Origin of the sequence: Aquimarina latercula DSM 2041 (assembly GCF_000430645.1) — a bacterium.
GTDB lineage: Bacteria > Bacteroidota > Bacteroidia > Flavobacteriales > Flavobacteriaceae > Aquimarina > Aquimarina latercula.
In genome coordinates this window covers 43,426-67,768 of the sequence record NZ_AUMK01000021.1, presented here as the reverse complement: position 1 = coordinate 67,768, position 24,343 = coordinate 43,426, and the positions used below count along the sequence as shown (strand labels likewise).

The 24,343-nt window shown below is 31.9% G+C and carries 22 protein-coding genes and 1 tRNA gene; 18 read left to right on the top strand and 5 right to left on the bottom strand.

Annotated elements, in window-relative coordinates; genetic code table 11:
* Window positions 1-213 precede the first annotated feature (213 nt).
* The 15 genes from thrS (at window position 214) to H526_RS0117345 (ending at window position 17,052) form a co-directional block, all read left to right on the top strand.
* On the top strand, window positions 214-2,160 hold the full coding sequence (thrS, locus tag H526_RS0117415) for a threonine--tRNA ligase (protein ID WP_027394182.1): 1,947 nt from the start codon (window positions 214-216) through the stop codon (window positions 2,158-2,160).
* Window positions 2,161-2,239: 79 nt separating this feature from the next.
* Window positions 2,240-2,755 carry a translation initiation factor IF-3 gene (gene infC / locus H526_RS0117410; protein WP_255411848.1) on the top strand — a complete coding sequence of 172 codons (516 nt, stop codon included), beginning with the start codon at window positions 2,240-2,242 and terminating at the stop codon, window positions 2,753-2,755.
* A gap of 68 nt (window positions 2,756-2,823) precedes the next feature.
* Window positions 2,824-3,021 carry a 50S ribosomal protein L35 gene (gene rpmI / locus H526_RS0117405; protein WP_027394180.1) on the top strand — a complete coding sequence of 66 codons (198 nt, stop codon included), beginning with the start codon at window positions 2,824-2,826 and terminating at the stop codon, window positions 3,019-3,021.
* A gap of 140 nt (window positions 3,022-3,161) precedes the next feature.
* A complete protein-coding gene (gene rplT, locus H526_RS0117400; protein ID WP_027394179.1) occupies window positions 3,162-3,506 on the top strand; it encodes a 50S ribosomal protein L20 in 345 nt (114 codons plus the stop codon).
* A 225-nt stretch (window positions 3,507-3,731) separates the two neighbouring features.
* The gene (locus H526_RS0117395; RefSeq protein ID WP_027394178.1) at window positions 3,732-4,541 is read left to right on the top strand and encodes a TrmH family RNA methyltransferase; all 810 of its coding nucleotides are present in this window, start codon (window positions 3,732-3,734) and stop codon (window positions 4,539-4,541) included.
* A gap of 59 nt (window positions 4,542-4,600) precedes the next feature.
* On the top strand, window positions 4,601-5,833 hold the full coding sequence (locus H526_RS0117390; RefSeq protein ID WP_027394177.1) for a M48 family metallopeptidase: 1,233 nt from the start codon (window positions 4,601-4,603) through the stop codon (window positions 5,831-5,833).
* A gap of 138 nt (window positions 5,834-5,971) precedes the next feature.
* The gene (locus H526_RS0117385; protein WP_027394176.1) at window positions 5,972-8,179 is read left to right on the top strand and encodes a RelA/SpoT family protein; all 2,208 of its coding nucleotides are present in this window, start codon (window positions 5,972-5,974) and stop codon (window positions 8,177-8,179) included.
* A gap of 83 nt (window positions 8,180-8,262) precedes the next feature.
* Window positions 8,263-8,730 carry a Fur family transcriptional regulator gene (locus H526_RS0117380; RefSeq protein WP_027394175.1) on the top strand — a complete coding sequence of 156 codons (468 nt, stop codon included), beginning with the start codon at window positions 8,263-8,265 and terminating at the stop codon, window positions 8,728-8,730.
* Complete coding sequence (locus H526_RS0117375) at window positions 8,730-10,001, top strand: adenylosuccinate synthase (RefSeq protein WP_027394174.1); 1,272 nt, start codon at window positions 8,730-8,732, stop codon at window positions 9,999-10,001. The genes H526_RS0117380 and H526_RS0117375 overlap by 1 nt, the downstream gene beginning before the upstream one ends.
* Window positions 10,002-10,271: 270 nt before the next feature.
* Entirely contained in the window at window positions 10,272-10,661 is a 390-nt protein-coding gene (locus H526_RS31055) for a hypothetical protein (protein WP_051336218.1), read from the top strand.
* A 164-nt stretch (window positions 10,662-10,825) separates the two neighbouring features.
* Window positions 10,826-11,851 (top strand): transporter family protein, encoded by a 1,026-nt coding sequence (locus tag H526_RS0117365; protein ID WP_027394173.1) that lies wholly within the window; start codon window positions 10,826-10,828, stop codon window positions 11,849-11,851.
* Between the two features lie 72 nt (window positions 11,852-11,923).
* Window positions 11,924-14,254, top strand: coding sequence for a TonB-dependent receptor (locus H526_RS0117360; protein ID WP_027394172.1), 2,331 nt, complete (start codon window positions 11,924-11,926; stop codon window positions 14,252-14,254).
* Between the two features lie 163 nt (window positions 14,255-14,417).
* A complete protein-coding gene (locus H526_RS0117355) occupies window positions 14,418-15,656 on the top strand; it encodes a PepSY-associated TM helix domain-containing protein (protein WP_027394171.1) in 1,239 nt (412 codons plus the stop codon).
* A gap of 78 nt (window positions 15,657-15,734) precedes the next feature.
* Window positions 15,735-16,175 carry a hypothetical protein gene (locus H526_RS0117350; RefSeq protein WP_027394170.1) on the top strand — a complete coding sequence of 147 codons (441 nt, stop codon included), beginning with the start codon at window positions 15,735-15,737 and terminating at the stop codon, window positions 16,173-16,175.
* A gap of 67 nt (window positions 16,176-16,242) precedes the next feature.
* Window positions 16,243-17,052 carry an OmpA family protein gene (locus H526_RS0117345; protein ID WP_027394169.1) on the top strand — a complete coding sequence of 270 codons (810 nt, stop codon included), beginning with the start codon at window positions 16,243-16,245 and terminating at the stop codon, window positions 17,050-17,052.
* A gap of 96 nt (window positions 17,053-17,148) precedes the next feature.
* Here H526_RS0117345 and H526_RS0117340 read toward each other — a convergent pair whose 3' ends face one another.
* Window positions 17,149-17,994 (bottom strand): helix-turn-helix domain-containing protein, encoded by an 846-nt coding sequence (locus tag H526_RS0117340; RefSeq protein ID WP_027394168.1) that lies wholly within the window; start codon window positions 17,992-17,994, stop codon window positions 17,149-17,151.
* 127 nt (window positions 17,995-18,121) lie between these two features.
* Here H526_RS0117340 and H526_RS0117335 point away from each other — a divergent pair, with 127 nt between their 5' ends.
* Window positions 18,122-18,478: a hypothetical protein gene (locus H526_RS0117335; protein ID WP_027394167.1), complete on the top strand. Its 357-nt coding sequence runs from the start codon at window positions 18,122-18,124 to the stop codon at window positions 18,476-18,478.
* An 82-nt stretch (window positions 18,479-18,560) separates the two neighbouring features.
* On the opposite strand, the gene H526_RS0117330 is transcribed toward H526_RS0117335, so the two are convergent.
* Complete coding sequence (locus H526_RS0117330; protein WP_027394166.1) at window positions 18,561-19,433, bottom strand: AraC family transcriptional regulator; 873 nt, start codon at window positions 19,431-19,433, stop codon at window positions 18,561-18,563.
* A 162-nt stretch (window positions 19,434-19,595) separates the two neighbouring features.
* On the opposite strand from H526_RS0117330, the gene H526_RS0117325 reads away from it, so the two are divergent.
* A complete protein-coding gene (locus H526_RS0117325; RefSeq protein ID WP_027394165.1) occupies window positions 19,596-19,964 on the top strand; it encodes a DUF983 domain-containing protein in 369 nt (122 codons plus the stop codon).
* 391 nt (window positions 19,965-20,355) lie between these two features.
* Entirely contained in the window at window positions 20,356-21,765 is a 1,410-nt protein-coding gene (locus H526_RS0117320) for a vanadium-dependent haloperoxidase (RefSeq protein ID WP_027394164.1), read from the top strand.
* Window positions 21,766-21,891: 126 nt separating this feature from the next.
* On the opposite strand, the gene H526_RS0117315 is transcribed toward H526_RS0117320, so the two are convergent.
* The 3 genes from H526_RS0117315 to H526_RS0117305 all read right to left on the bottom strand — a co-directional run bounded on the left by H526_RS0117315 (window position 21,892) and on the right by H526_RS0117305 (window position 24,341).
* A tRNA-Pro gene (locus H526_RS0117315) sits at window positions 21,892-21,966 on the bottom strand.
* A gap of 32 nt (window positions 21,967-21,998) precedes the next feature.
* On the bottom strand, window positions 21,999-23,036 hold the full coding sequence (locus tag H526_RS0117310; protein WP_027394163.1) for a cytochrome d ubiquinol oxidase subunit II: 1,038 nt from the start codon (window positions 23,034-23,036) through the stop codon (window positions 21,999-22,001).
* 3 nt (window positions 23,037-23,039) lie between these two features.
* A complete protein-coding gene (locus H526_RS0117305) occupies window positions 23,040-24,341 on the bottom strand; it encodes a cytochrome ubiquinol oxidase subunit I (protein WP_027394162.1) in 1,302 nt (433 codons plus the stop codon).
* Window positions 24,342-24,343 lie beyond the last annotated feature (2 nt).

The following is a 24,343-nucleotide window of genomic DNA, read 5'->3' as shown; positions in this document are numbered from 1 at the left end:
GAAAACAATCCACAATAAATCAAAACAATAATATCAAATTAAATAACAACCTGTCCTTATTATTATACCACATTAATAAAACAACTTAAAACATCTATTAAATTGGCATCTACAGCAAACAATAGCATATTAATATTTTGATAAATCTAGTCCTTAATTATTGTGAGGATTTTATTATCGTATTATCTTTGTCTCTTAATAATTTAAAGAATAATGATCAAGATTACATTACCGGATGGTTCGGTTAGAGAATTCAGTGAAAGTATCACTGCTATGGATGTCGCAAAAGACATTAGTGAAGGATTTGCAAGAAATGTTATTTCGGCAAAATTTAATAACACTATTATCGAAACCTCAACGGAACTAACTACCGATGGAAATTTGGTTTTATTCACCTGGAGAGATAAAGAAGGGAAACAAGCTTTTAGACACTCTACCTCTCATGTTCTTGCGCAAGCTTTAGAAGAATTATACCCAGGAGTTAAATTATCTATAGGACCAGCTATAGACAATGGTTTTTATTATGATGTAGACTTAGGAGACAAAACTATTTCTGAAAAAGACTTTAAAGCAATTGAAGACAAAATGTTAGAAATTGCTAGAGGAAAACATGAATTTAAAATGAGATCCGTTTCTAAGTCTGATGCTCTCGCTAAATACAAAAAGGAAGGAAACGAATACAAACTAGAATTGATAGAGAATCTAGAAGATGGAACTATCACATTCTGTGATCATGATACTTTTACTGATTTATGTAGAGGAGGACATATTCCTAATACTGGTTTGATCAAAGCCGTTAAAATAATGAGTGTTGCTGGTGCGTATTGGAGAGGTGACGAAAAAAACAAACAACTTACTCGAGTTTACGGAACTTCATTCCCAAAACAAAAAGAACTTAAAGAACACCTCGCACTATTAGAAGAAGCTAAGAAACGTGACCATAGAAAGCTTGGAAAGGAATTAGGATTCTTTACATTTTCACAAAGGGTTGGTCAAGGATTACCTTTATGGCTACCTAAAGGTGCCGCTTTACGTGAACGTTTAGAGCAGTTCTTAAAAAAGGCTCAGAAAAAAGCTCGATACGAAATGGTGGTAACACCTCATATTGGTCAAAAGGAATTATATGTTACTTCTGGTCATTATGCAAAATATGGGGAAGATAGTTTTCAACCAATAAATACTCCTGCAGATGGTGAAGAATTCTTGCTTAAGCCAATGAATTGTCCTCACCATTGTGAAATATACAAGAGTGGACCTTGGTCATATAGAGATTTACCTATACGGTACGCAGAATTTGGGACGGTTTACAGATATGAACAAAGTGGTGAACTTCATGGACTTACACGAGTTCGTGGTTTTACACAAGACGATGCACATATATTTTGCACACCTGATCAATTAGATGATGAGTTCAAAAAGGTTATAGACCTTGTTCTATACGTTTTTGGTTCTTTAGGTTTTGAAAATTTTACCGCACAAGTATCATTAAGAGATCCTGATAATCCTGAAAAGTACATTGGAGATGTTGAAAACTGGGAAAAAGCAGAAAACGCAATTATAAGTGCTGCAAAAGACAAAGGTCTTGATTATGTTATTGAAAGTGGTGAAGCTGCTTTTTATGGACCTAAACTTGACTTTATGGTAAAGGATGCTTTAGGAAGAAGTTGGCAATTAGGAACTATACAGGTAGACTATAACCTACCAGAACGTTTTGATCTTGAATACAAAGGCAGTGATAACGAAATGCATAGACCAATAATGATCCATAGAGCTCCTTTTGGTAGCATGGAAAGATTTATCGCTATTTTATTAGAACATACAGCTGGTAACTTCCCTTTGTGGTTAATGCCTGAACAAGTTATTGTCCTATCAATCAGTGAGAAATATGAAAAATACGCTGAAAAAGTTTTAAATTTGTTAGAAAATAACGAAATTCGCGCCCTTGCTGACCATAGAAATGAAACTATGGGTAAAAAAATTAGAGAGGCAGAAATGAAAAAAATTCCTTACATTGTTATTGTGGGGGAGCAAGAAGAAAAAGATAACACAATATCTGTTAGAAAACATGGTGGAGAAGATATTGGAGCGATTAGTATTGAAAAGTTCACTGAAATAATCACCGAAGAAATAAGTAGAACGTTAAAACCATTTAACGGATAATAAAATAAATTTTAAGTTTAATTTAAATTTTTAAGTCATAGCAATAAGAAGAAGAAGGTCTCAGAAACCACTAAGAGTAATTAAAGAAGATGCTCACAGAATCAATCACAAAATTAGGGTTGACGAAGTACGTCTTGTAGGCGACAATGTAGAAGTTGGTGTATATCCAACCAAAAAAGCACTGGCACTTGCTGAAGAGCAAGAATTGGATCTTGTAGAAATTTCTCCAAAAGCGGTACCTCCTGTTTGTAAAATAATGGACTATAAAAAGTTCTTATATGAACAGAAAAAAAGGGACAAAGCTCTTAAAACCAAGGCGACTAAGGTCACAATAAAGGAGATTAGATTTGGACCTAACACAGATGAACATGATTACGAGTTTAAGAAAAAACACGCAATCAAATTCTTAAGTGAAGGAGCTAAATTAAAAGCATATGTTTTCTTTAAAGGTCGTTCTATAATCTATAAAGATCAAGGTCAAATCTTATTATTAAGATTAGCCCAAGAATTAGAAGATTATGGTAAAGTAGAGCAAATGCCAAAATTAGAGGGTAAGAGAATGATTATGTTCATTGCTCCAAAGAAATCAAAATAAAAAAGAAGCTTTTTTTAAAGAAAAGCTCTAAAGATAATAAGTGAGATTATTATAAAAACAAGGATACAATGCCTAAAATGAAAACAAAATCCAGTGCTAAGAAGCGTTTCAAGCTTACCGGTACTGGTAAAATCAAAAGAAAGCACGCTTTTAAGAGTCATATTTTGACAAAAAAATCTAAAAAGCGTAAGCTAGCTTTAACGCACTCTACGTTAGTGCACAAAAGCGATGAAAATAGTATTAAAGAACAATTACGTTTAAAGTAATCGCTTTTTAATCAGGTTAAAATTATTACAAACCCAGGAGTTGGGCCTTTAGAAATTAGAGATCTAATATTTGGAACTCAAATTAGCAAAAAGACAAAGAGTCAATTTATTGACCGCCTACTACTAAAAAATTTAAAATTATGCCAAGATCAGTAAATTCTGTTGCGAAAAGAGCTAGAAGAAAAAGAGTTCTTAAGCAAGCAAAAGGTTACTTCGGACGTCGTAAAAACGTTTGGACAGTAGCGAAAAATGCAGTTGATAAAGCAATGTCATATGCTTATAGAGACCGCAGAAACAAAAAAAGAACTTTCCGTGCTTTATGGATTACTCGTATTAATGCGGGTGCTCGTATACACGGTATGTCTTATTCTCAATTTATGGGAAAAGTAAAAGCTAATAATATCGAATTGAATCGTAAGGTTCTTGCCGATTTAGCGATGAACAACCCAGAAGCTTTTAAAGCAATTGTAGAAAAAGTAAAGTAATTTTTAAATAAAATATTTTCTCACTTATAGTAAAAACCTCATCATTACGATGGGGTTTTTGCATTTCTAAAAGCATCTATTAAAAAACTAAAATTTAATACCTTATCTATATGACTAACTAATAATTAGTATATAGCGTTAACATCCTTACACACTACAATCTTAGCTTCGTAAAAATACCTTTTCTATAATTCATTTAACACTCGTCTTAGTATATTTGCCTCTATGCTTAAACAAATTACCAGTATACAAAATCCAAAAATAAAATTCTTAAATCAGCTTAAGGAAAAATCCAGAATTCGTAAAAAGGAAAATCGTTTTTTTATTGAAGGAAGACGAGAAATCTCCCTTTCAATTTCTGGCGGATATAAAATAGAACATATATATTATTGCCCATCCATTATCACTTCTGAAGAAATCACAGGAATTCTAAAAAAAGCTAATGACCCTATTGATTTATTTGAAATTACTTTAGAGATTTACCAAAAATTATCTCATCGATCTACAACAGAAGGTATTATAGCAATTGCAAAATGTAAAGAAATATCACTTCAGCACTTAGTACTTGAAACAAAAAACCCATTAATTTTAGTTGCAGAATCCCCAGAAAAACCGGGAAATATTGGTGCGTTATTACGTACTGCGGATGCTGCAAAAGTAGATGCGGTTCTAATTGCAAATCCTAGAACAGATATCTACAACCCAAATATAATTAGATCAAGCGTTGGGTGTGTATTTACTAATAATGTAGCAACTGGATCCACTTCTGAAATTATCTCCTTTCTTACTGGTCAAGGTATTGATATATATGGAGCTGCATTACAATCCTCTGAAAATTATTACACACAAGATTATACTAAACCTACTGCCATTGTCGTTGGTACAGAAGATAAGGGCTTAACCGATGAGTGGTTGAATAACACAACACAAAATATTAAAATCCCAATGAGTGGTGTTATAGATTCAATGAATGTTTCAGTAGCGGCAGGAATACTAATTTTTGAAGCAAAACGACAACGTGATTTTGTTGTGTGATACTTAAAAAATCATTAACTTACTAAACCTACAAATCCCAAAGCTACAAACCTATAAAAATGACGTCAAACACGCTCTTTCAACTATTGATTGCTATTATTGTAATAGTATTTCTAATAGATTCTTTACTGGATATTTTAAACGCCAGACATTATAATAACGATATCCCTGATGAACTCTCTGATGTATACCCTGAAGATGAGTATCAAAAATCAATAGCTTATAAAAAAGCGAATTACAAGTTTAAGCTAATATCTTCTTTAGTTTCCTTATGCATTATGCTTATGTTCTTTTACTTAGATGGTTTTGCTTGGGTAGATGCTATAGCAAGAAGTTTTTCAAACAATTCTATTATTGTAGGACTTCTATTTTTTGGTATTATAATGATTAGCAGTGACATTTTATCGACACCTGCCGCATATTATAAAACCTTTATTATAGAAGAACAATTCGGGTTTAATAAAACAACTATCAAAACTTTTTTTATCGATAAAATCAAAGGCATTATTATGATGATCATTGTTGGAGGTGGTCTTTTAGCATTAATTCTGTGGTTTTATGAAATTACTGGAAAATATTTTTGGGTTTATGCTTGGGCATTAATTTCTATTTTCACATTAGCCATGAATATGTTCTATGCTAAATTGATAGTTCCATTATTTAACAAACAAACGCCTTTAGAACCAGGAGAATTAAGAGATACAATTCAAGAATACTCTAATAATGTTGGTTTTCAATTAAGAGATATTTTTGTAATTGATGGATCAAAAAGAAGTACTAAAGCGAACGCTTATTTTTCTGGTTTAGGTAGTGAAAAAAGAATCACATTATACGACACACTGATTAAAGACCTTAATAAAGAAGAGATTGTAGCGGTATTAGCTCACGAGGTTGGCCACTATAAAAAACGTCATGTAATAATGAATCTTCTATTATCAATTTTACTCACAGGAGTAACGTTATGGTTTTTATCTTTGTTCATTGCGAATCCACTTCTTTCGGAAGCATTAGGTGTAGAAATACCTTCATTTCATATTGGATTAGTTGCTTTTGGAATTCTGTACAGTCCAATATCTGAGATAACTGGGCTTATCATGAATGTTGTTTCCCGTGCTTTTGAATACCAAGCAGACGACTATGCTAAAAGTACATATGATGGTGAAGCCTTGATAAATAGCTTGAAAAAATTATCTAAAAACAACTTAAGTAATCTAACACCTCATCCAGCAATGGTGTTTATTCATTACTCGCATCCGACTCTTTTACAAAGGATTAAAAATATACGCAAATAAATGAGGTAAGATAGTCTTGGTGGTTACAATTCTTAATTGTATTTTTAACTCTTACTCGATGTTTAGAATCAATTATTTTTAACCATTAAGTAAGCACACAATCACATTAAAACAGGCTTTCAAAGTAAACTTTATAGTATGACCGAAGCCGCTATAGAACAGGAAAACAAACAAATTGCTAAGCAATACAAGGAATTGCTTCGTATTAGTTATCGAGACCTTAGTAAGGACGATAAAAAATTAATACGGCAGGCATTTGATATTGCTGTAGATGCACATAAAGATCAGAGACGTAAGAGTGGAGAAGCCTACATCTTCCACCCTATTGCTGTTGCCAAAATAGTAGCAAGTGAAATAGGACTAGACGCAACTTCTATAGCCGCAGCATTACTTCACGATGTAGTCGAAGACACAGAATATACTTTAGTAGACATTGAGCAAATGTTTGGAGAGACTGTAGCTCGTATTGTGGATGGGTTAACAAAAATATCTTCTCTAAAAAAGGATAAGGATATCTCTCTTCAGGCTGAGAATTTTAGAAAAATGTTACTTACTCTTAATGATGATGTAAGAGTGATTATTATTAAAATAGCCGATCGTTTACACAATATGCAAACGATGGACGCAATGCGTCCTGACAAACAAGTTAAAATTGCATCGGAAACCTTATACATTTATGCTCCTTTGGCACATAGAATAGGGCTTTACAACATTAAAACAGAATTAGAAGATCTAGGATTAAAATATACAGAACCTGAAGTTTACAAGGATATTTTAGAAAAAATTAAAGAAAGTAAAGAAGAACAAGATGCTTATATAAAACGGTTTTCTAATAAAATAAAAGAAGGACTTGATAAAGAAGGTTTAGATTATGAAATCAAAGGAAGACCAAAGTCAATTTTTTCAATCAGACGTAAAATTCTGAAACAGAATATTTCATTTGACGAAGTTTATGACAAATTTGCCATAAGAATCATATACAAAGCAGATGATATCGAAAACGAAAAATTCATCGCTTGGAAAATATACACGATCGTTACTGACTACTATCGTCCTAATCCTATTAGACTAAGAGACTGGATTTCTCAACCAAAATCTACTGGATATGAAGCATTACACATAACTGTAATTGGTCCTGATAGTCAATGGGTCGAAGTGCAAATACGCAGTGAACGGATGCATGAGATTGCAGAAAAAGGATATGCTGCGCATTATAAATATAAAAACACCGAAGAAAAACAAGATCAAGGGCTTGATGGCTGGTTAAATAGATTACAAGAAGCACTAGAAAATTCTGAAACAAACGCAGTTGATTTTGTCGAAGAATTCAAACTTAATCTGTACGCAAAAGAAATCTTTGTCTTTACTCCTGAGGGAGATTTAAAATCCTTACCAAAAGGAGCAACAGCATTAGACTTTGGTTTTAGTGTACATACAGAAGTTGGACTGAGAACTAGAGGAGCTAGAGTAAATAATAAATTAGTTCCGTTAAGTCATGAACTTAAAAGTGGAGATCAAGTAGAAATTATTACTTCTACTAAATCAAAACCTTCCTCAAACTGGTTAGATTATGCAACTACCGCTAGAGCAAGATCTAAAATTAAATCTGCCCTACGTGATGAAAAGAAACAGATAGCCGAAGAAGGAAAAGTAGTTCTTAAACGTAAACTACGTTCCCAAAAAATAACCATGGGAGAAAAAGTAGTTAACGAACTGGTTCTATACTTTAAACTCAAAACTAGTCAAGATCTTTTCTATAGGGTTGGTATCGGAACTATTGATAACCAAAAAATTAAAGAGTTTGCTACTACGCGTAGCAATGTCTTCATGAATTTTATTAAAAATAAAATTCGACGAGGAAATGCCAAAGATGTAAATAAAGATGAAATTACGTCTAAGTATGATCTTTTAGTGTTTGGTAAGGATTCTGAAAAATTAGAATACAAACTATCCAATTGCTGCAATCCTATAGCTGGAGATAATGTTTTTGGCTTTATAACAGTTAACGAGGGCATAAAAATTCATAAAAAAGATTGCCCTAATGCATTACAGCTGCAGAGTAATTATGCATATCGCATTATTCAGGCAAAATGGATTGATTCTAGTCAAGAAGTATTTAAAGCAGTTATTAGACTCAATGGTATTGATAATATTGGTGTGGTGAATGAAGTGACCCAAATCATATCCAATAATATGCATCTTGCCATCTACAATATGAACTTTGATACAAATGATGGCGTATTTACAGGTAAAATTACTGTAGGTGTTAAAAATAAAAACACCTTAAAAACAGTTATTCAAAACCTTTCTAAGGTAAATGGAATTGATAAAGTAATTAGAGAATAGCTCTTTCTATTTTTTATTAATAAGTATTTATAATTTGGACTCTAACTTGTAAAAAATAATGTAAATTTGCTTTTTTAAGCATTATGAGTACCAAAACAACTACGCAAAACGATCAGAATATCGTTAAGAATGTGTTTACTAGTTTTCTAGAGGAAAATGGTCATAGAAAAACACCTGAGCGCTACGCTATACTTCAGGAAATTTATGAAAGTGAAGAACATTTTGATATAGAATCACTTTATATAAAAATGAAAAACAAAAACTATCGTGTTAGTAGAGCTACACTCTACAACACTATAGAGCTTTTATTAGATTGCAAACTAGTTCGTAAACATCAATTTGGTCAAAGTCAGGCTCAATATGAAAAGTCATATTTCGACAGGCAACATGATCACCTTATTTTAACTGATAGTGGTGAAGTCCTGGAGTTTTGTGATCCAAGAATACAATCCATAAAAAAAACAATCGAAGAAATTTTTGATGTAGAAATTACAAATCACTCACTATATTTCTACGGAACCAAAAAGAAACCCACTAATCAAGAAAACTAATGGCGGTAAACTTATTACTTGGTCTTCAATGGGGAGACGAAGGTAAAGGAAAAATTGTAGACGTTCTTACAAAAAATTATGATATAATTGCGAGATTCCAAGGAGGACCTAATGCAGGACATACTTTGGAATTTGATGGTATCAAACATGTATTACATACGATTCCAAGTGGAATTTTTCATGATAAAGCAATCAATTTAGTAGGTAACGGTGTCGTAATTGACCCAGTAATATTTAAAAAAGAATTAGATAATCTTGCTAAGTTTAATTTAGATTATAAATCAAAACTTGTTATATCAAGAAAAGCACATCTAATATTACCAACACATAGAATTCTTGATGCAGCATCTGAAGCTTCTAAAGGAAAAGCAAAAATTGGTTCTACTCTAAAAGGTATTGGACCAACGTATATGGATAAGACCGGTAGAAATGGTATCCGTGTTGGAGATCTAGAACTAAGTGATTGGAAAGAACGTTATAGAAATCTTGCTAACAAGCACGAAGCTATGATAGATTTCTACGATGCAAAAATTGAATATGATTTAGAAGAATTAGAAGCTGAGTTTTTTAAAGCTATAGAGACTTTAAAATCTTTGACTTTTATTGATAGTGAAGAATACCTATACCAAGCACAAAGAGATGGTAAGAAAATATTAGCAGAAGGAGCACAAGGATCTCTATTAGATATAGACTTTGGAACATATCCTTTTGTAACATCTTCTAATACAACTGCTGCAGGAGCTTGCACAGGATTAGGAGTTGCTCCTAATAAAATCAAAGAAGTATTCGGAATTTTTAAAGCATACACCACTCGTGTAGGAAGCGGACCATTCCCAACAGAATTGTTTGATGAGGATGGAGAAACTATGGGGCGTGTAGGTAATGAATTTGGAGCTACAACCGGAAGAGCACGAAGATGCGGATGGTTAGATTTAGTTGCATTAAAATATGCTGTTCACGTTAATGGTGTTACTCAATTAATGATGATGAAAGGTGATGTATTAAGTGGTTTCAAAACTCTTAAAGTATGTACTGCTTATAAATATAAAGGAGAAACGATCACTCACCTACCCTACAATATTGAACCAGAAAATGTAACTCCGGTATATACAGAAATGAAAGGTTGGTCAGAAGATCTTACTAAAATGTCTGATAAATCAGAGTTTCCAAAAGAGTTAAATGAATACATCGATTTCTTGGAAAAAGAATTAGAAACACCAATTACTATTGTTTCTGTTGGACCAGATAGGACTCAGACAATTCATAGATAATTTTACACATAAATTATTATAAAATATATTCCTCAAGCAGTAAAATGCTTGAGGATTTTTTTTTTCATAAAGCCAAAAGCTCACTTCGAATACAAACGGTTTGTTTATTAACCTCCTAAATTTTCTATTCCGGAATATGGTTGATTAATTATAATTCAAAACCTTTTTTAGCTATATATATTAACTATACTTTTAGTAAGTTTTAAGAGTAGATCTTATATTACTTTTAAGAAGAATAGTATATTTGCAGCGAATTTGAAAAACCCTTAATTGAGAGTCTTTTTTTCTATATTAATATTCATTGCTTTTGCTTTAAGACCAGCAATAGAAATAAGTAATGTACTCTACTATCAGTTAAATATTGACACCATTGTAGAAAAATATTGTGTTAATAAAGAAAGGCCAAAATTAAACTGTAACGGAAAATGTTATCTAATGACTCAAATGAAGATGAGTAAGACGACTTCTGATACTCAAAACAGTTCTTTAACGGTTATTGTAGAAGCTTTTATTCCTCTCTTTTTTGAAGACAATATAATTCAAATCAAAAACATGTCTCAATTCTATTTTGAGGATAATTCTAATTGGAAACCAATTAACTTACACACTAAAAATATTTCCAATAATATTGATCGCCCACCAGAAGTTTCTTTCTCTTAATCACTTAAGTAGTGATCTTTTTTTTAATGAAATCGGCCAAGAATTATTCTAGGTTGATCAACTCTATATGTTATTTATTTAAAGCTGTTTTTAATCAAGTTACAATATCTCTGTACGATAACTTTCTTGAATAGAAAGCTATACAACTACAAATCATTTATATAATGAAAAAATATATCTATGTCATTCTTATAATGACAGCACAATTTATATCTGGGCAGGAAGAAAGCAAAGAAAATAAATGGTCAGGATCAAGACCTGATGGACACGCTCCTATATCCGTAATGGGAGATCACACACACGGAAAAGGTGAATTCATGTTTAGCTATCGCTACATGTATATGAATATGGAAGACCTTAACAGAGGTAGTGAAAATGTAGATTTCTCTAATGCGTTACGCCCTAATGATGTATATATGGTTACGCCTACAAGTATGCCAATGAATATGCATATGTTAGGAATGATGTATGCGCCAAGTGATAAAATAACTTTGATGGCAATGGTAAATTATCTATCCCAAGAAATGGATCACCTTACTGCTATGAATGGAGTATTTACTACAGAGTCTTCTGGGTTTGGTGATACAAAGATTGCAGCGCTATATAAATTCTTTAATAAGAACAAACAACAATTACACGGCCAAATTGGAATATCTATACCTACCGGTAGTATTAATGAAAAAAATGTGACTCCAGCTTCTACTCCAAACGAAGTAATACTCCCCTATCCAATGCAAATAGGTAGTGGAACTTGGGATACTGAAATTGCTTTAACTTATCTAAAACAATGGAGTATTCTTTCTTTTGGTACGCAAGTAAGAACTACACTTAGAATTGGTGAGAATGATAATGAATATCGTCTAGGAAACAAGTATAGTTTAAACAATTGGTTAGCCGTAACTGCCACTGATTGGTTAAGTTTTTCCGGAAGATTTGAATTTGGAGCTATTGATAAAATAAGTGGAACGAATCCTGATCTAAATCCAATCATGGTAATCACTGCAGATACTGCTAATTCCGGAATGACCTATGCAAACGCGGGTTTAGGTTTTAATTTATATGCCTTTAAAGGAAGCCTTAAAAACCTGCGTCTTGGTTTTGAAGCTGCTATTCCATTGTTTCAGAATATGAATGGTGTACAATTAAGAAATAAAGAAACGATTACGTTAGGTCTACAATACGCTTTATAAAATACTTACTTAATAATTAACAAACTAGGTATCCATCTATTGAATGATGATCCTACCTATACATTACATATAATGAAAAATATACTAATGTTAGCTATATTCCTTGTTTACGGAATTAATAGCTACGCACAATCTTTTCAAGGAAAAGTTGTAGATAATTCTAATAATCCGTTACCAGGAGCAACAATAATAGCATCTAATACTACTACAAATGGAGTAATGAGCAATATTAATGGGAGCTTTACAATAACACTCCAAAATTCAAATCAAGTTACCATTAGCTTTGTAGGATATACAACTAAAGAAGTTTCCCTTACTAATGGTGTTAATATTATCCGTTTATCTCTTGATAATGTAGCTTTGGAAGAGGTTTTTGTAACTTCTGCAAGTAGGGAAATTCAAAAACGTTCTGATGTACCTGGATCTATCGCTACTATATCTGCAAAAACCATAGAAGAGACAAAAGCTTTTGGTATTGATCAACTAGTTAATCAAGTTCCTGGAGTTTTTATGTCGACTTCTAGAGCAGCGAGTAATGAACAGCATTTTATGGCAGTTCGATCACCTATTTCTACAAAAGCTTTGTTTTTATATCTGGAAGATGGATTGCAAATACGACCTACCTCTGTATTTAATCATAATGCATTATTAGAAATGAATGATATTTCTTATGATCGCATAGAAGTACTTAAAGGCCCCGCATCTAGTATTTACGGTAGTGAATCTATTGGAGGTAGTTTTAATTTTATTACCAAGAAACCAACAGAAAATCTTAGTGGTAGCTTAGGGTTTCAGACCAATGATATTGGATTAACTCGTTATGAATTAGAAGTTTCTGACAGAACCAGTGACAAATTTGGGTTCTATTTAGGAGGACATTATGTACAACGAAAAAATGGCCCTATAGAACATAGTGACTATGAAAAACTAGCTGTTACATTTAAGACTGTATATGATTTTTCTACAACCACAAAATGGACAACAGTTCTAGACATTGTAGATTACAGATCAGATATGACTGGTTCTTTAAGTGAGTCCGATTATTATGGAGGAAATTTCGAAAGTGATCAAACTTTTACTGAACGAGAAGCTCTAGCTTTTAGACTAAGAACTACATTAGACAAATTCTGGAATGATCGTAACAAAACCTCTTTTAATTTTGTTTTCAGGGATAATACGATGGATCAAAATCCATCCTATAGAGTACGTCAATTTAGAGACCAAGGTCAGTTAACTGGATTTGGTTCTGGAGAAATAAACTCTAATCAATTTAAAAGTTTTGTAGGTTTAATACAACATAAGCTAAATTTTAACTTTGCTAATTCTTCTTTAATACTAGGCGCCACAGGTGATTTTTCTCCACAAAAATATATAGCAGAAACAACCAGTGTTATTGTGGACACAGAAACTGGAAGGAATACGGACTTTACTCTCAACTCAGGAGATTTTATATTAAATTACGAAGCAAATATTTTTAATTACGCAGGATTTTTGCAATATGAAATATCACCTATAGCACCTCTAAAAGTAACCGCTGCAATTCGCTACGATGGATTCGAATATGATTATAATAATCAGGCAGATGGTATTGTAGGTGTAGAAGATGCCGTAGATAATTTTAACAATCTTACTCCTAAACTGGGGATCAACTACAACCTTTCGAGCCAAACGGGTATCTATGCAAATTATTCTCAAGGGTTTACCCCTCCACAAGTTTCTACTCTATATAGAAATCGTAATCAGGTACAAGGAATAAAACCTAGTAGATATAATAATTATGAAATTGGTGGGTATTATTCGATTCCGTCAAAACTTACTTTAGATGCCGCCTTATATGTTTTAGAAGGAAAAAATACACTTATCACACTTAGAGATGAAGATGACAATTTCTTTAATACTAATGCAGGTAAAACTAGATCTTATGGAATAGAATATGGCATTACTTATAAAATTCTTAAAGAATTATCTATTTCGCACAATGGTAGCTATGCGAAACATGAATATGTAGATTTTTTTGATTCAGGGATTGATTATTCTGACACAGAAAGAGAAACCGCTCCTAGTCTATTAGGTACTTCAGCCATTACTTATCGTAAGGATTTTGAAAATATTGGCTTTAGCATAACAGGAGAACATGAACTGGTAGGGAGTTATAATACCAGCTTTGAGAATCAAGTAGAAAACGATAATGGTTCTTTTAGTACAGCTACTTATGATGGTCATACTATTTTTAATCTTAGAGCATCATTAAACTATAAAGGAATTGTGATATGGGGGCATGCTTTAAATGTTTTTGATGAATTGTATGCCGCAAGAGCCTCATATAACGTGTTTAGAAGCGAAAATAGTTTCACCATAGGAAACCCAAGAGCTTTTCATCTTGGAGTTCGATATAATTTTTAAAACCAGAAGTTTCTAAAATATAGTTATGATCTACTGTCATAGTAAATATGTGTTTAAAGAGTCGACATCTCTACAATTGGTTTACACATATTATTTTCTATTGTGGGGTAATAGAAAATAATGGCAGTAGATCTTTTTATCAACCACTGATAATTCTACAATCATGAAAAAAAATTCAAAACTTAATAAATGGCTTTGGAAATGGCATTTTATCGCAGGATTAATATCTCTTCCATTTATTCTAATACTTTCTATTACAGGAATTATTTATTTATTTAAATCTGATTATGAGACTCCGAGACAGAAACATATAAAAGAAGTAGTTATTACGGATAGTCCCATTTCTCTAGAAGAACAATGGAAGATAGCTAATGAAACAGCTATCAAAAAACCAAACTCAATGGTTATCTCAAAATCTCTTAATCACGCTACAGAATTTGTCTCAGGAAGGTTTGGAGGTAAGAGTAGTTTATTCATAAATCCATATTTGGGCACCGTTTCTGGTGAGATCATTGCCAAACAAACAAATATGCATACGGTTCGAAAATTACACGGAGAATTGTTAATGGGCAAATTTGGCACTAAAATCATCGAATTAATTGCAAGTTGGATGATTGTTTTAATTCTTACTGGCTTATATGTTTGGTGGCCAGAAAGAGGATGGAAATCAAAAGGATATTTTATCCCAAGAACAAACCTAGACCGTAGAACTTTTTATAGAGATATTCATTCTATTTCAGGTTTTTGGATATCTATTTTATTAGTAATGATTTTACTAGGAGGTTTTCCGTGGACAGATGTTTTTGGAGAAAATTTCAAAAACGTTCAAAAGTTAACAAATACTGGATATCCAACAACTTGGAGAGGCCATCAACTAAAATCGAATATTACTGGAACACCATTAACCTTAGATCAAATGGTGCAAAAAGCAAAAACTATAAAACTTCCAGGTGAGGTAACGGTAAGTTTTCCTAAAGGACCTAAAGGGGTATTTAGTGTATCTAACTTTAATCCTTCTGATTTAAACACCCAACAAAAAATACATTTTGATCAATACTCCGGTGAACCCATTCTAAAACTTACCTGGAAAGATGTAGGAGTTTTAATGCGCGCAAGAATGTGGTTTATGGCGTTTCATCAAGGTCAGTTCGGCATCGTTAATTGGTGGTTAATTCTTCTTACTGCGATCACGTTAACCATAATGAGTGTATCAGCCATTCTATCTTATTTATTAAGAAAACGAAAAAAAAGTTGGGGAGTTCCAAAAGTTCCTTCATCTTTTAAAGTTGGATATGGAATTATAATCCTACTTATACTACTATCGTTAGTATTCCCATTATTTGGAGCAAGTCTATTATTAATTTTAGGAATGGAATACCTAAGAAAAAAAACAATCTCGTAAAATTTCCTAATCTATAATATATCAGAATAATACATATTCAAAAAAGTAATACATTTGAACTATTAAAAACCAAGACCAATGAAAAGTAAAAACATATATTTCTTAATATTAATTACCGGACTTCTAACAAACTTTGCGTGTAACAAATTGTCTCAAGAAGAGCAAGAGTTCGATGCTTTGATGCAAAAAGTAATTGACGTACACGATGAAGTAATGCCTAAAATGGGATCTATGAGCTCTTTAATAAAGGAATTGGAACCTAAGATTGATACCACTTCCGTTGGAAAACCATATGAAAAAGCACAAAAAGATCTTAAGGATTCTTATGATTTTATGATGGATTGGATGAGTGATTTTAACTCTAAATTCCCACACGGCGAAGAAAATACAACAGATGACATGGAAAAGTTTACTGCAAAAATGAAACTGCTAAAAGAAGAAGAAATAGAAGTTAATAAGCTAAAAGAGCAAATTAATTTGAGTATTGCTAATGCCGAAAAGCTTTTGAAAAAGTCATAATTCTTCTTTCTACATATAGTTTCTAAAATTGTTTTATTTTTGCTGCTGCAACAAATCGCTTAAACCAATGAGAAAAATTATTTTATTAGCCTCTGTACTATTATTTACAAATTCGTTTGTACATGCACAAAAAAAGAAAGACCTAATTGCGGAAATTGATAAGCTTAGACAAGAACTAAAAAGCACCCAAGGAGAGCTCACAGAAGCCAAAAAGAATGAAAGAGTAAGCGAATCTAAGGTTAAAACTATGGAAGCGCAAGTAGCTGATCTTAAAGAAACCAACGCTAGTCTTTTGGCTAACATGAATAGTTTCACTGAATTATCAAATAAAAAAGCTACTAACTTACAAACGTCTCAAGAAATCATTAAAGCAAAAGATAGACAACTAAATGTTATTAATGATGCTATTACTGCTAATGATTCAACGAATTTAGCTGTATTTAGTCAATTTAAAAACGCTATTGGAGGCGATAATATAAAGATTAGCGGAAGTACTATATTTATAATTCTACCTAATACAACTCTTTTTGGAGAAAATGACAAAAATTATATTGTAGATGATAAAGCGAAACCAACTTTAGAAAAAATAGCTGCTACATTGAATGCAAATCCTAATCTTACTATTACAGTAGAAGGAAACAGCAATGCACTAAAGCTTGATGGAAAAAAACTAATTGACAATTGGGATTTAAGTTCTAGACAAGCTGCATCAGTAGTTAGAGTACTTCAATCTGATTATAAAGTAGATCCAAAACGCATGGAATCTTTAGGTAAAAGTGAATACGGTACGGAAGGTATAGAAACAATAACTCGTATTATAATTGATCCTAAATTTGATCAGTTTTATAACCTAGTTAAAGATAATATGAAAAATTAGTCTTTTAAAAGAATCTAATAATACAAATTAAAAAGCCCAACTAGTAATTACTAGTTGGGCTTTTAATTATCGTGATTAAGAATTTAGTAACTTATACTATGAATTAGTGAGTTTTCTATTTTTAAATTCTGTTGGATTCATAGTAGTATGTTTCTTAAAAAACTTAGAAAAATGTCCTGCTTCTTTATATCCCAATTCGTAAGCAATCTCTTCTGATGTTTTATCAGAATATAGCAACAATCTTTTTGCCTCTAGCACTATACGTTCATTAATTGTTGCCAATGGTGATTTATCACTGTATTTATTAAATAAATTAGACAGTGTCTTAGGTGATTTAAACAACAACTCTGCGTATTCCGCTACTTGATGTTTTTCTCGAAAATGTTGTTCTATAAGAATATTAAATTTTCTAATTATGTCTAACTGGTTATTCGGAATCTCAGATTCTGGTAAGTCTTCCTTAATTAATCTTCTCGATTTTATTAAAAACCTTTTTAAAAGTGTCTGAAGCATTTCTCCTTGGATCTGATCTTTATTTTCAAATTCTTCTCTAAAAGAATCAAACATCGTAGAAAAACTTACTTTTTCTTTTTCATCAAGGGATAATATTTGCGGAACTGAAGAACCAAAAAACAAAAAACCATTACAAGATACTTCTTGATCATGATCCCTTATACAATAAAATTCTCTATTAAATACCAGCGAAATAATTCCATCCGTATTGTTTTCTATTTCTAATACATTAAGTGGAGTACAAAAAATAATTTGATCTTTTTGTAATTCTATAAGAGATCCATCTATACGAAAACTCACTTCATGATCTTTACTCCATATAATCTTATACAACCCTTTATTTCTGAGTAAATCTAGTGAAGAAGAACAATTAAAATTCGTAAGAATAAATGAGCTCTCATCTTTTATACTTGAATAATCTAATCTCATATTCAAATTAACAAATAAATTTTATCAAAAAAGAAAAATCTACCATTCTTAAGGAATAATTATCATTACAGAACCTCTATTACCAGACTAACTTTGCATATATAATTAATCTTTAAATAAAATACATATGGAAACTACAATAGAAACCAATTTAAAACATGTTCATCAATTATTAGCTAAGGGAGCTTTCATCGAAGCAATGGAAACTTATTTACACGATGATGTAGAATTAAGAGAAAGCAATGACAAACCTAAAAAAGGAAAGGAATTCAATTTAAAATTTGAACAAGATTTTATTGATAACCAGCTTTCTGAATTTATTAGATATGAGGTTAGAAATTACGCCGTTAACGGAAATCATTCTTTTTATGATGCTATTATGGAACTGAAACTTAAGGATGGAAGCACAATGCTTTCTGAACAAACAGTAGTAACAGAATGGAAGGATAATAAAATCTATAGAGAGCGCTATTATCACGCATAAGAAATACTCTTTTTATAAAGAAAACTTGCAATATGTATTAAGATCCAATCAATTATTGATTGGATCTTAATACATCCATACTTTAATAACGATATTCTCTTCTAAATTCTAAAGGTGTTTTATCTGTTCTTAACTTGAATACCCTAGAAAAATAAGCATAGTCCTCATAACCTAAATTTTGCCCTATTAATGACAAAGAGTTATCAGAGTGAACTATTAATCGTTTTGCTTCTAACATAACACGTTCTGTTATCAAATCTGTTGTAGTTTTATTCAGTGTGGTTTTTGCAATTCTGTTTAAATGTTTTGGAGAAATGCTTAGTTTTTCTGCATAAAACTTAGCTGATTTTTCATTTTTATAAAACTGTTCTATAACCACTTCTAGAGAAGCGAGGGTTTTTAGGTACGTTGGAGTTGATGATGAACATTCCGTCTTTCTATTAATATACAAACGAGATAAATCTATATAAATTAGATCTACTAGACTCACTATTTTATCCTTATTAAAAACCAACGTTTGGTTATATTCTGAATTTACTTGTTCAAAATATGATTTAATTACAGGCATCTCATCTTTAGTTAAGTACAAATAAGGAGGGTTTTTATATGAATAATAAAAAGGAAATCGTAAAAGTTTTTTGTTAGAAAACTGAAATTCATAAAAATCTTGAGAATGAAAAAAGATATACCCCTCTGGTTGTTCTTGAAATTTCCAATAATGTGTCTGGCCAGGCATCAAAAAAAATACACTTCCCGGTTTTACAGTATAAGAATCAAAATCAACCTCGTGCAGACCAGAACCTCTCGAAAAAAACACACATAAGAAAAAATCATGCTTATGTGGCTTATGAAAGATGTTCTTGTTTTTAATTAAATGATTTTTTAGATCATTACTGTAAAAATCGGTTAAAGATTCTTCCTTATCAAATTGCGTTATATTTAATATTGGGATCATTTAAATATATATATGTCTTAAAAGTACAAAAAAATGCAACAAACCTATGAAAACAAAAACGACACGGATTACTAATTTTGTAATCAAATAATGCATTTAATCATTTTATTTTAAGAATGAGTAACAAATCACAAAAGTCGTTAACTTACAAATTAAGAGCAGATGAATTTTTTAAAAGGAACAAAAGCTTATAGTATCATAAAAGGAACTTGTCCAGTTTGTCAAAACGAAAGTATGTATTCTAAGAAAAATCCATATTTAATTAAGGATACGCTAAAAATGAATGAACGATGCAGTTCTTGTAATACAAAATATAAAATTGAACCTTCTTTTTTTTATGGAGCTATGTATGTTAGCTATCCAGTAGGTATTATATTTGCCGGCACCGCCTTTATTCTGTCTTATCTTTTACTAGGTATCAACCTGATACCAACCTATTGCATAATTGTAGCGGTTATGATAGTTTCTCTTCCCATAATTCTTAGAATATCTAGAAACATTTGGATCAACTTTTTTATGAGTTATAAATAACTACGGGTTTAACATACAACATAAAACAACAACCCGTAAACAGCTAGTATACTTGCAAAAAAACAGCTTTCACTGAATAAAACAATCCATTCACAGAAAATAAAAAGTCATCTAGCAATACTTACAAACGTTCTACTGAAAGCTCCATTTCCTTCAACAATATTAGTCGTAATTATCAAGTTATTTCTTTTGAATTCGCTTAGCTAAGTATTTAAAGAAATTTTGATTTTGGATCAATCTACATTGTGAAGATATTATAAATATCATTTTAGAATTCGACACTTACTTTTTTAAATATTATTTGACGTCGAAATAATATTTAGAAAGCCGTATTCTCCAATCAGAAATGATAGAGCACGGTTTTTTAATCTAACAATTAACTATACAATTTATGAAACTATCAAACTTTAGAATACTACTAGTATTCTCTATTACGGCTATTTTTATACAATCTTGTTCATATGACAATGAAGAAATAGACTCAGAAACATTGGATACTGAAACCATTGATGATCTAAACAAAAGTCCTAATGAATCTGATACCACTATCGATTTGATCACTGACTGGAACTCTTTATGGGTCGAATTAGATCAATACGCATTCGGGATGCGACCTAATGCAACCGCTAGAGCTTTAGCGTATATACACTTAGCAGCATATGAAACTACTGTGCACGATATGAGAGGATATCGTTCTATAGAAAATAGACTGGATGGATTGCAAATAAATGATCGCGAAAGAGATAGAAATATCAGTCTAGACTTAGCATTAAACACATGTTACGCTATTGTTATGGATCATTTTATGAATAACATTGATCCATCTATAGACAATAAGATAGGCCTACTACAATCTGAATATGAAGATCAACTTTCGCAAAGATTAAGACGACGAGATATCAGAAACTCTATCGAATGGGGAACCCACGTAGCAAAACAAGTTATTGCTTATAGTCAAACGGATACAGAAGCAGAAACACAAATTTTAGAACCACAACCACTTGATTACGAACCGCCTGTTGGTCCAGGTTTATGGAGCTATAGTGCAGAACCAGAACGTGGTTTATTTCCTTACTGGGGAAAAGTAAGAACTTTTGTAATTTCTTCTGAAGAAACTACTAGTATTCCTCCACCATTAAATTATAGTACAGATCCAAATAGTGATTATTTTGCAGAAATGAATGAAGTGTACACAGTAAGTACAAGAGCTGCAGAAGAAAATAATGAAGAATTATGGATCGCAGAATTTTGGTCAGATGATGTAGAAGGTTTAATGGTAAGTCCTCCTGGAAGACAAATTGCTATCGCTAATCAATTAATAGAAAAATACGATCTTGATTATGATAGATCATTAGCTATGCTCCTTAAACTAGGTTTTTCTTTAAATGATGCAGCTGTTTCTTCATGGGCTGATAAGTATGAGTATTTAGTAATGCGGCCAAGTGTTTATATTCAAGAATTCATTAACCCTGATTATCAAACAAACTTATTTAAATTTATTTTTTGGCCAAACCCTACATTCCCAGGATACCCATCTGGTCACTCTACATTTGCTTCTGCTGCTGCAGGAATATTCATAGATGAGTTTGGAAACGATACTAATTTCACGGATCGAACACACGAAGGTAGAACAGAATTCTTAGGTCAACCAAGACAATTTGATTCATTTACAGAAATGGCCGAAGAAAATGCTTTTTCAAGAATTCCACTAGGAGTGCATATTAGGATCGATTGTACAGAAGGATATCGTTTAGGGTATGAAATATCCGATGCAGTAAATAGATATCGATTAAGAAACTAATCATATGTTCAAACTTATTCTAATATAAATTGATCTTATATTATAGTTTCTACGTATTCTGTTTTAATGATCTTTTATAAAAGAAGAGATAAAAAATCCAATCAGTAATGATTGGATTTTCTTTTGTCGGGTAGAGAGGATTCGAACCTCCGATCTCTGGTCCCCCAGACCAGCACTTTAACCGGACTAAGCTACTACCCGAAATTTGGGAAACAAATATAAAAATACTTTTGTTATAGAGAAGGGTTCTTATTCTGTTCTAAAATTTTAATCATTTTAAACGATTTCAAGAGATGAAATAAACCCGGAAGAATAACCGCTCCACCAATAATTAATGATATTCCTAGTACATTAATCACACTATCAGGAGCTATTTGATCTAATAAGCTTATACTTCCATCTTTACTAATAATAATATTAGGAAAATGTGATATTAATGCAGCAAGTAAAATTAAAAAAACCTGTAATCCAGCAAAAAGTCTGCTTAGCACTCTCCTACCCTTTTTTATAGTAAACCAAAGAGGTATTAATAATATTCCCGAAATTATCATGGATACAATAGCATAAGGATCTGTGATAAAATTCTTTACAAAAAAATAATCATCGACATATCCATATATAAAAGTTATCAAACCCATAACAAAAACTACAATGGTCGCTATAGCTGCTTTTCTTATATAAATATTTTCTTTTCCATCTTCAGATTCACCAATAAGCAATACTGATGATAAGAATGCACATAAAGCTGCAAAAAACAATCCCACTAAAATACTAAAAGCATTAAACCAAGGTTTTACAAAAATCTCGTAAAAAGTTAAATTACTCACATCTTCGGAAAGCTGAATTTGACCGCTAATTAATCCACCAAATACCATCCCTAAAAATATCGGGGTAATCAAACTCGATATTTTAAACATAGCATCATACAATTTTTGAGAATTATCAATTATCGCATCATAATGTCTAAAAACAAAAGCAACTCCTCGTAGCGTAACTCCTAATAACACTATTGTTAGAGGAATATGTAGATTAACTACCAATATATTGTAATATGCAGGAAAAGCAATCCACAAAATAACGATCATAATGATAATCCATATATGATTTGCTTCCCAAACAGGCCCCATTACTCTATAAATTGTTTTCTTTGTTATTTTTTGATTCTCTTCTGAAGAAAACAGTTCTACAATCCCTGCTCCATAATCTGCACCTCCTAAAACCACATATAAATACAAAGAAAATATCAAAAAGAATAATACTACATACAACATAAACTAATCATTTTTGGCATTAAGAACTTTAATTTGGCGAATCATCAACCAAGTAACGGCAACAGATAGTGCTAGATATACTACTATATATGTGTAGAAACTAAAAACGATTCCTGGCATTGGAGTCACCGCATCTTTAGTTCTCATTATTTTATGAATAATCCAAGGTTGTCTTCCTACTTCCGTTACAATCCATCCAGCCTCTAAGGCTATAAAACCAAGAGGAGCTAACAAAACAAAGAGTATCCAATATTTATTATTATTCAACCATCTTTTCTTTTTTAAAGAAATAAAATATAACAGTCCAGCAAGCATTAATATTCCACCAATACTAACCATTGTCTGAAAAGCATAATGCACTATAGGAACATTCGGACGTTCATCCTCTGGAAAATCATTCAACCCTTTAACCTCAGCATCAAAATCTCCAAACGCTAGAAAGGATAGCATCCCAGGAATAGCAATTTTATATTTTACTTCTTGGGTATCTGCATCAACGATACCGCCCAGATATAATGGAGCACCTTTTTCTGTATTGTAGTGTGCTTCCATTGCCGCTAATTTCACCGGTTGTCTCTCCGCAATATCTTTTGCAGATATATCTCCACTAATTGGTTGTAATATCGCAGCAATCGCTCCGAATGTTAATGCAATTTTAAAAGCTTTGGTATGCAGTGCTACCTTTCTTCCTTTATATACTTGATACGCATGAATTCCTGCTACAGCAAAACCAGTTGCTGTAAAAGCAGCTAATGTCATATGTAATGCCTGGGTAAACCAAGCCGGATTTAGCATCGCTTGTACTGGATCAATATTTAAAAACTGACCATCTATATAATCAAATCCACTAGGAGAATTCATCCATCCATTAGCTGCTACAACCAAAATTCCAGAAGCGACTCCGGATAATCCAATTATAACACCAGTAAACCAATGAAATTTTTCTGGTAATTTATTCCAACCATATAGATAAAATCCTAGCGCTATTGCTTCTACAAAAAAAGCTGCCCCTTCTAGTGAAAAAGGCATTCCTATAATAGGACCCGCATGTTTCATGAATTCTGGCCATAATAAACCTAATTCAAAAGACAAAGCAGTCCCCGAAACTGCACCAGTAACAAAAAAAATTGCCACTCCTTTTTGCCAAGCTTTTGTTAGCGTTAAATAAATTTGATCTTTAGTTTTTAACCACTTATAATGTGACACCACCATAAAAAAAGGCATTACCATTCCAATACATGCAAAAACAATATGAAATATTAAGGTAAATGCCATCTGGAGTCTTGCTGCATCAAGGTTTTCCATAG

Bases quoted from the DNA above. Each gene is read 5' to 3' on its own strand.
- thrS (WP_027394182.1), top strand. From the start codon at position 214: ATGATCAAGATTACATTACCGGATGGTTCGGTTAGAGAATTCAGTGAA.
- rpmI (WP_027394180.1), top strand. From the start codon at position 2,824: ATGCCTAAAATGAAAACAAAATCCAGTGCTAAGAAGCGTTTCAAGCTT.
- rplT (WP_027394179.1), top strand. From the start codon at position 3,162: ATGCCAAGATCAGTAAATTCTGTTGCGAAAAGAGCTAGAAGAAAAAGA.
- H526_RS0117395 (WP_027394178.1), top strand. From the start codon at position 3,732: ATGCTTAAACAAATTACCAGTATACAAAATCCAAAAATAAAATTCTTA.
- H526_RS0117390 (WP_027394177.1), top strand. From the start codon at position 4,601: ATGACGTCAAACACGCTCTTTCAACTATTGATTGCTATTATTGTAATA.
- H526_RS0117385 (WP_027394176.1), top strand. From the start codon at position 5,972: ATGACCGAAGCCGCTATAGAACAGGAAAACAAACAAATTGCTAAGCAA.
- H526_RS0117380 (WP_027394175.1), top strand. From the start codon at position 8,263: ATGAGTACCAAAACAACTACGCAAAACGATCAGAATATCGTTAAGAAT.
- H526_RS0117375 (WP_027394174.1), top strand. From the start codon at position 8,730: ATGGCGGTAAACTTATTACTTGGTCTTCAATGGGGAGACGAAGGTAAA.
- H526_RS0117365 (WP_027394173.1), top strand. From the start codon at position 10,826: ATGAAAAAATATATCTATGTCATTCTTATAATGACAGCACAATTTATA.
- H526_RS0117360 (WP_027394172.1), top strand. From the start codon at position 11,924: ATGAAAAATATACTAATGTTAGCTATATTCCTTGTTTACGGAATTAAT.
- H526_RS0117355 (WP_027394171.1), top strand. From the start codon at position 14,418: ATGAAAAAAAATTCAAAACTTAATAAATGGCTTTGGAAATGGCATTTT.
- H526_RS0117350 (WP_027394170.1), top strand. From the start codon at position 15,735: ATGAAAAGTAAAAACATATATTTCTTAATATTAATTACCGGACTTCTA.
- H526_RS0117345 (WP_027394169.1), top strand. From the start codon at position 16,243: ATGAGAAAAATTATTTTATTAGCCTCTGTACTATTATTTACAAATTCG.
- H526_RS0117340 (WP_027394168.1), bottom strand. From the start codon at position 17,994: ATGAGATTAGATTATTCAAGTATAAAAGATGAGAGCTCATTTATTCTT.
- H526_RS0117335 (WP_027394167.1), top strand. From the start codon at position 18,122: ATGGAAACTACAATAGAAACCAATTTAAAACATGTTCATCAATTATTA.
- H526_RS0117330 (WP_027394166.1), bottom strand. From the start codon at position 19,433: ATGATCCCAATATTAAATATAACGCAATTTGATAAGGAAGAATCTTTA.
- H526_RS0117325 (WP_027394165.1), top strand. From the start codon at position 19,596: ATGAATTTTTTAAAAGGAACAAAAGCTTATAGTATCATAAAAGGAACT.
- H526_RS0117320 (WP_027394164.1), top strand. From the start codon at position 20,356: ATGAAACTATCAAACTTTAGAATACTACTAGTATTCTCTATTACGGCT.
- H526_RS0117310 (WP_027394163.1), bottom strand. From the start codon at position 23,036: ATGTTGTATGTAGTATTATTCTTTTTGATATTTTCTTTGTATTTATAT.
- H526_RS0117305 (WP_027394162.1), bottom strand. From the start codon at position 24,341: ATGGAAAACCTTGATGCAGCAAGACTCCAGATGGCATTTACCTTAATA.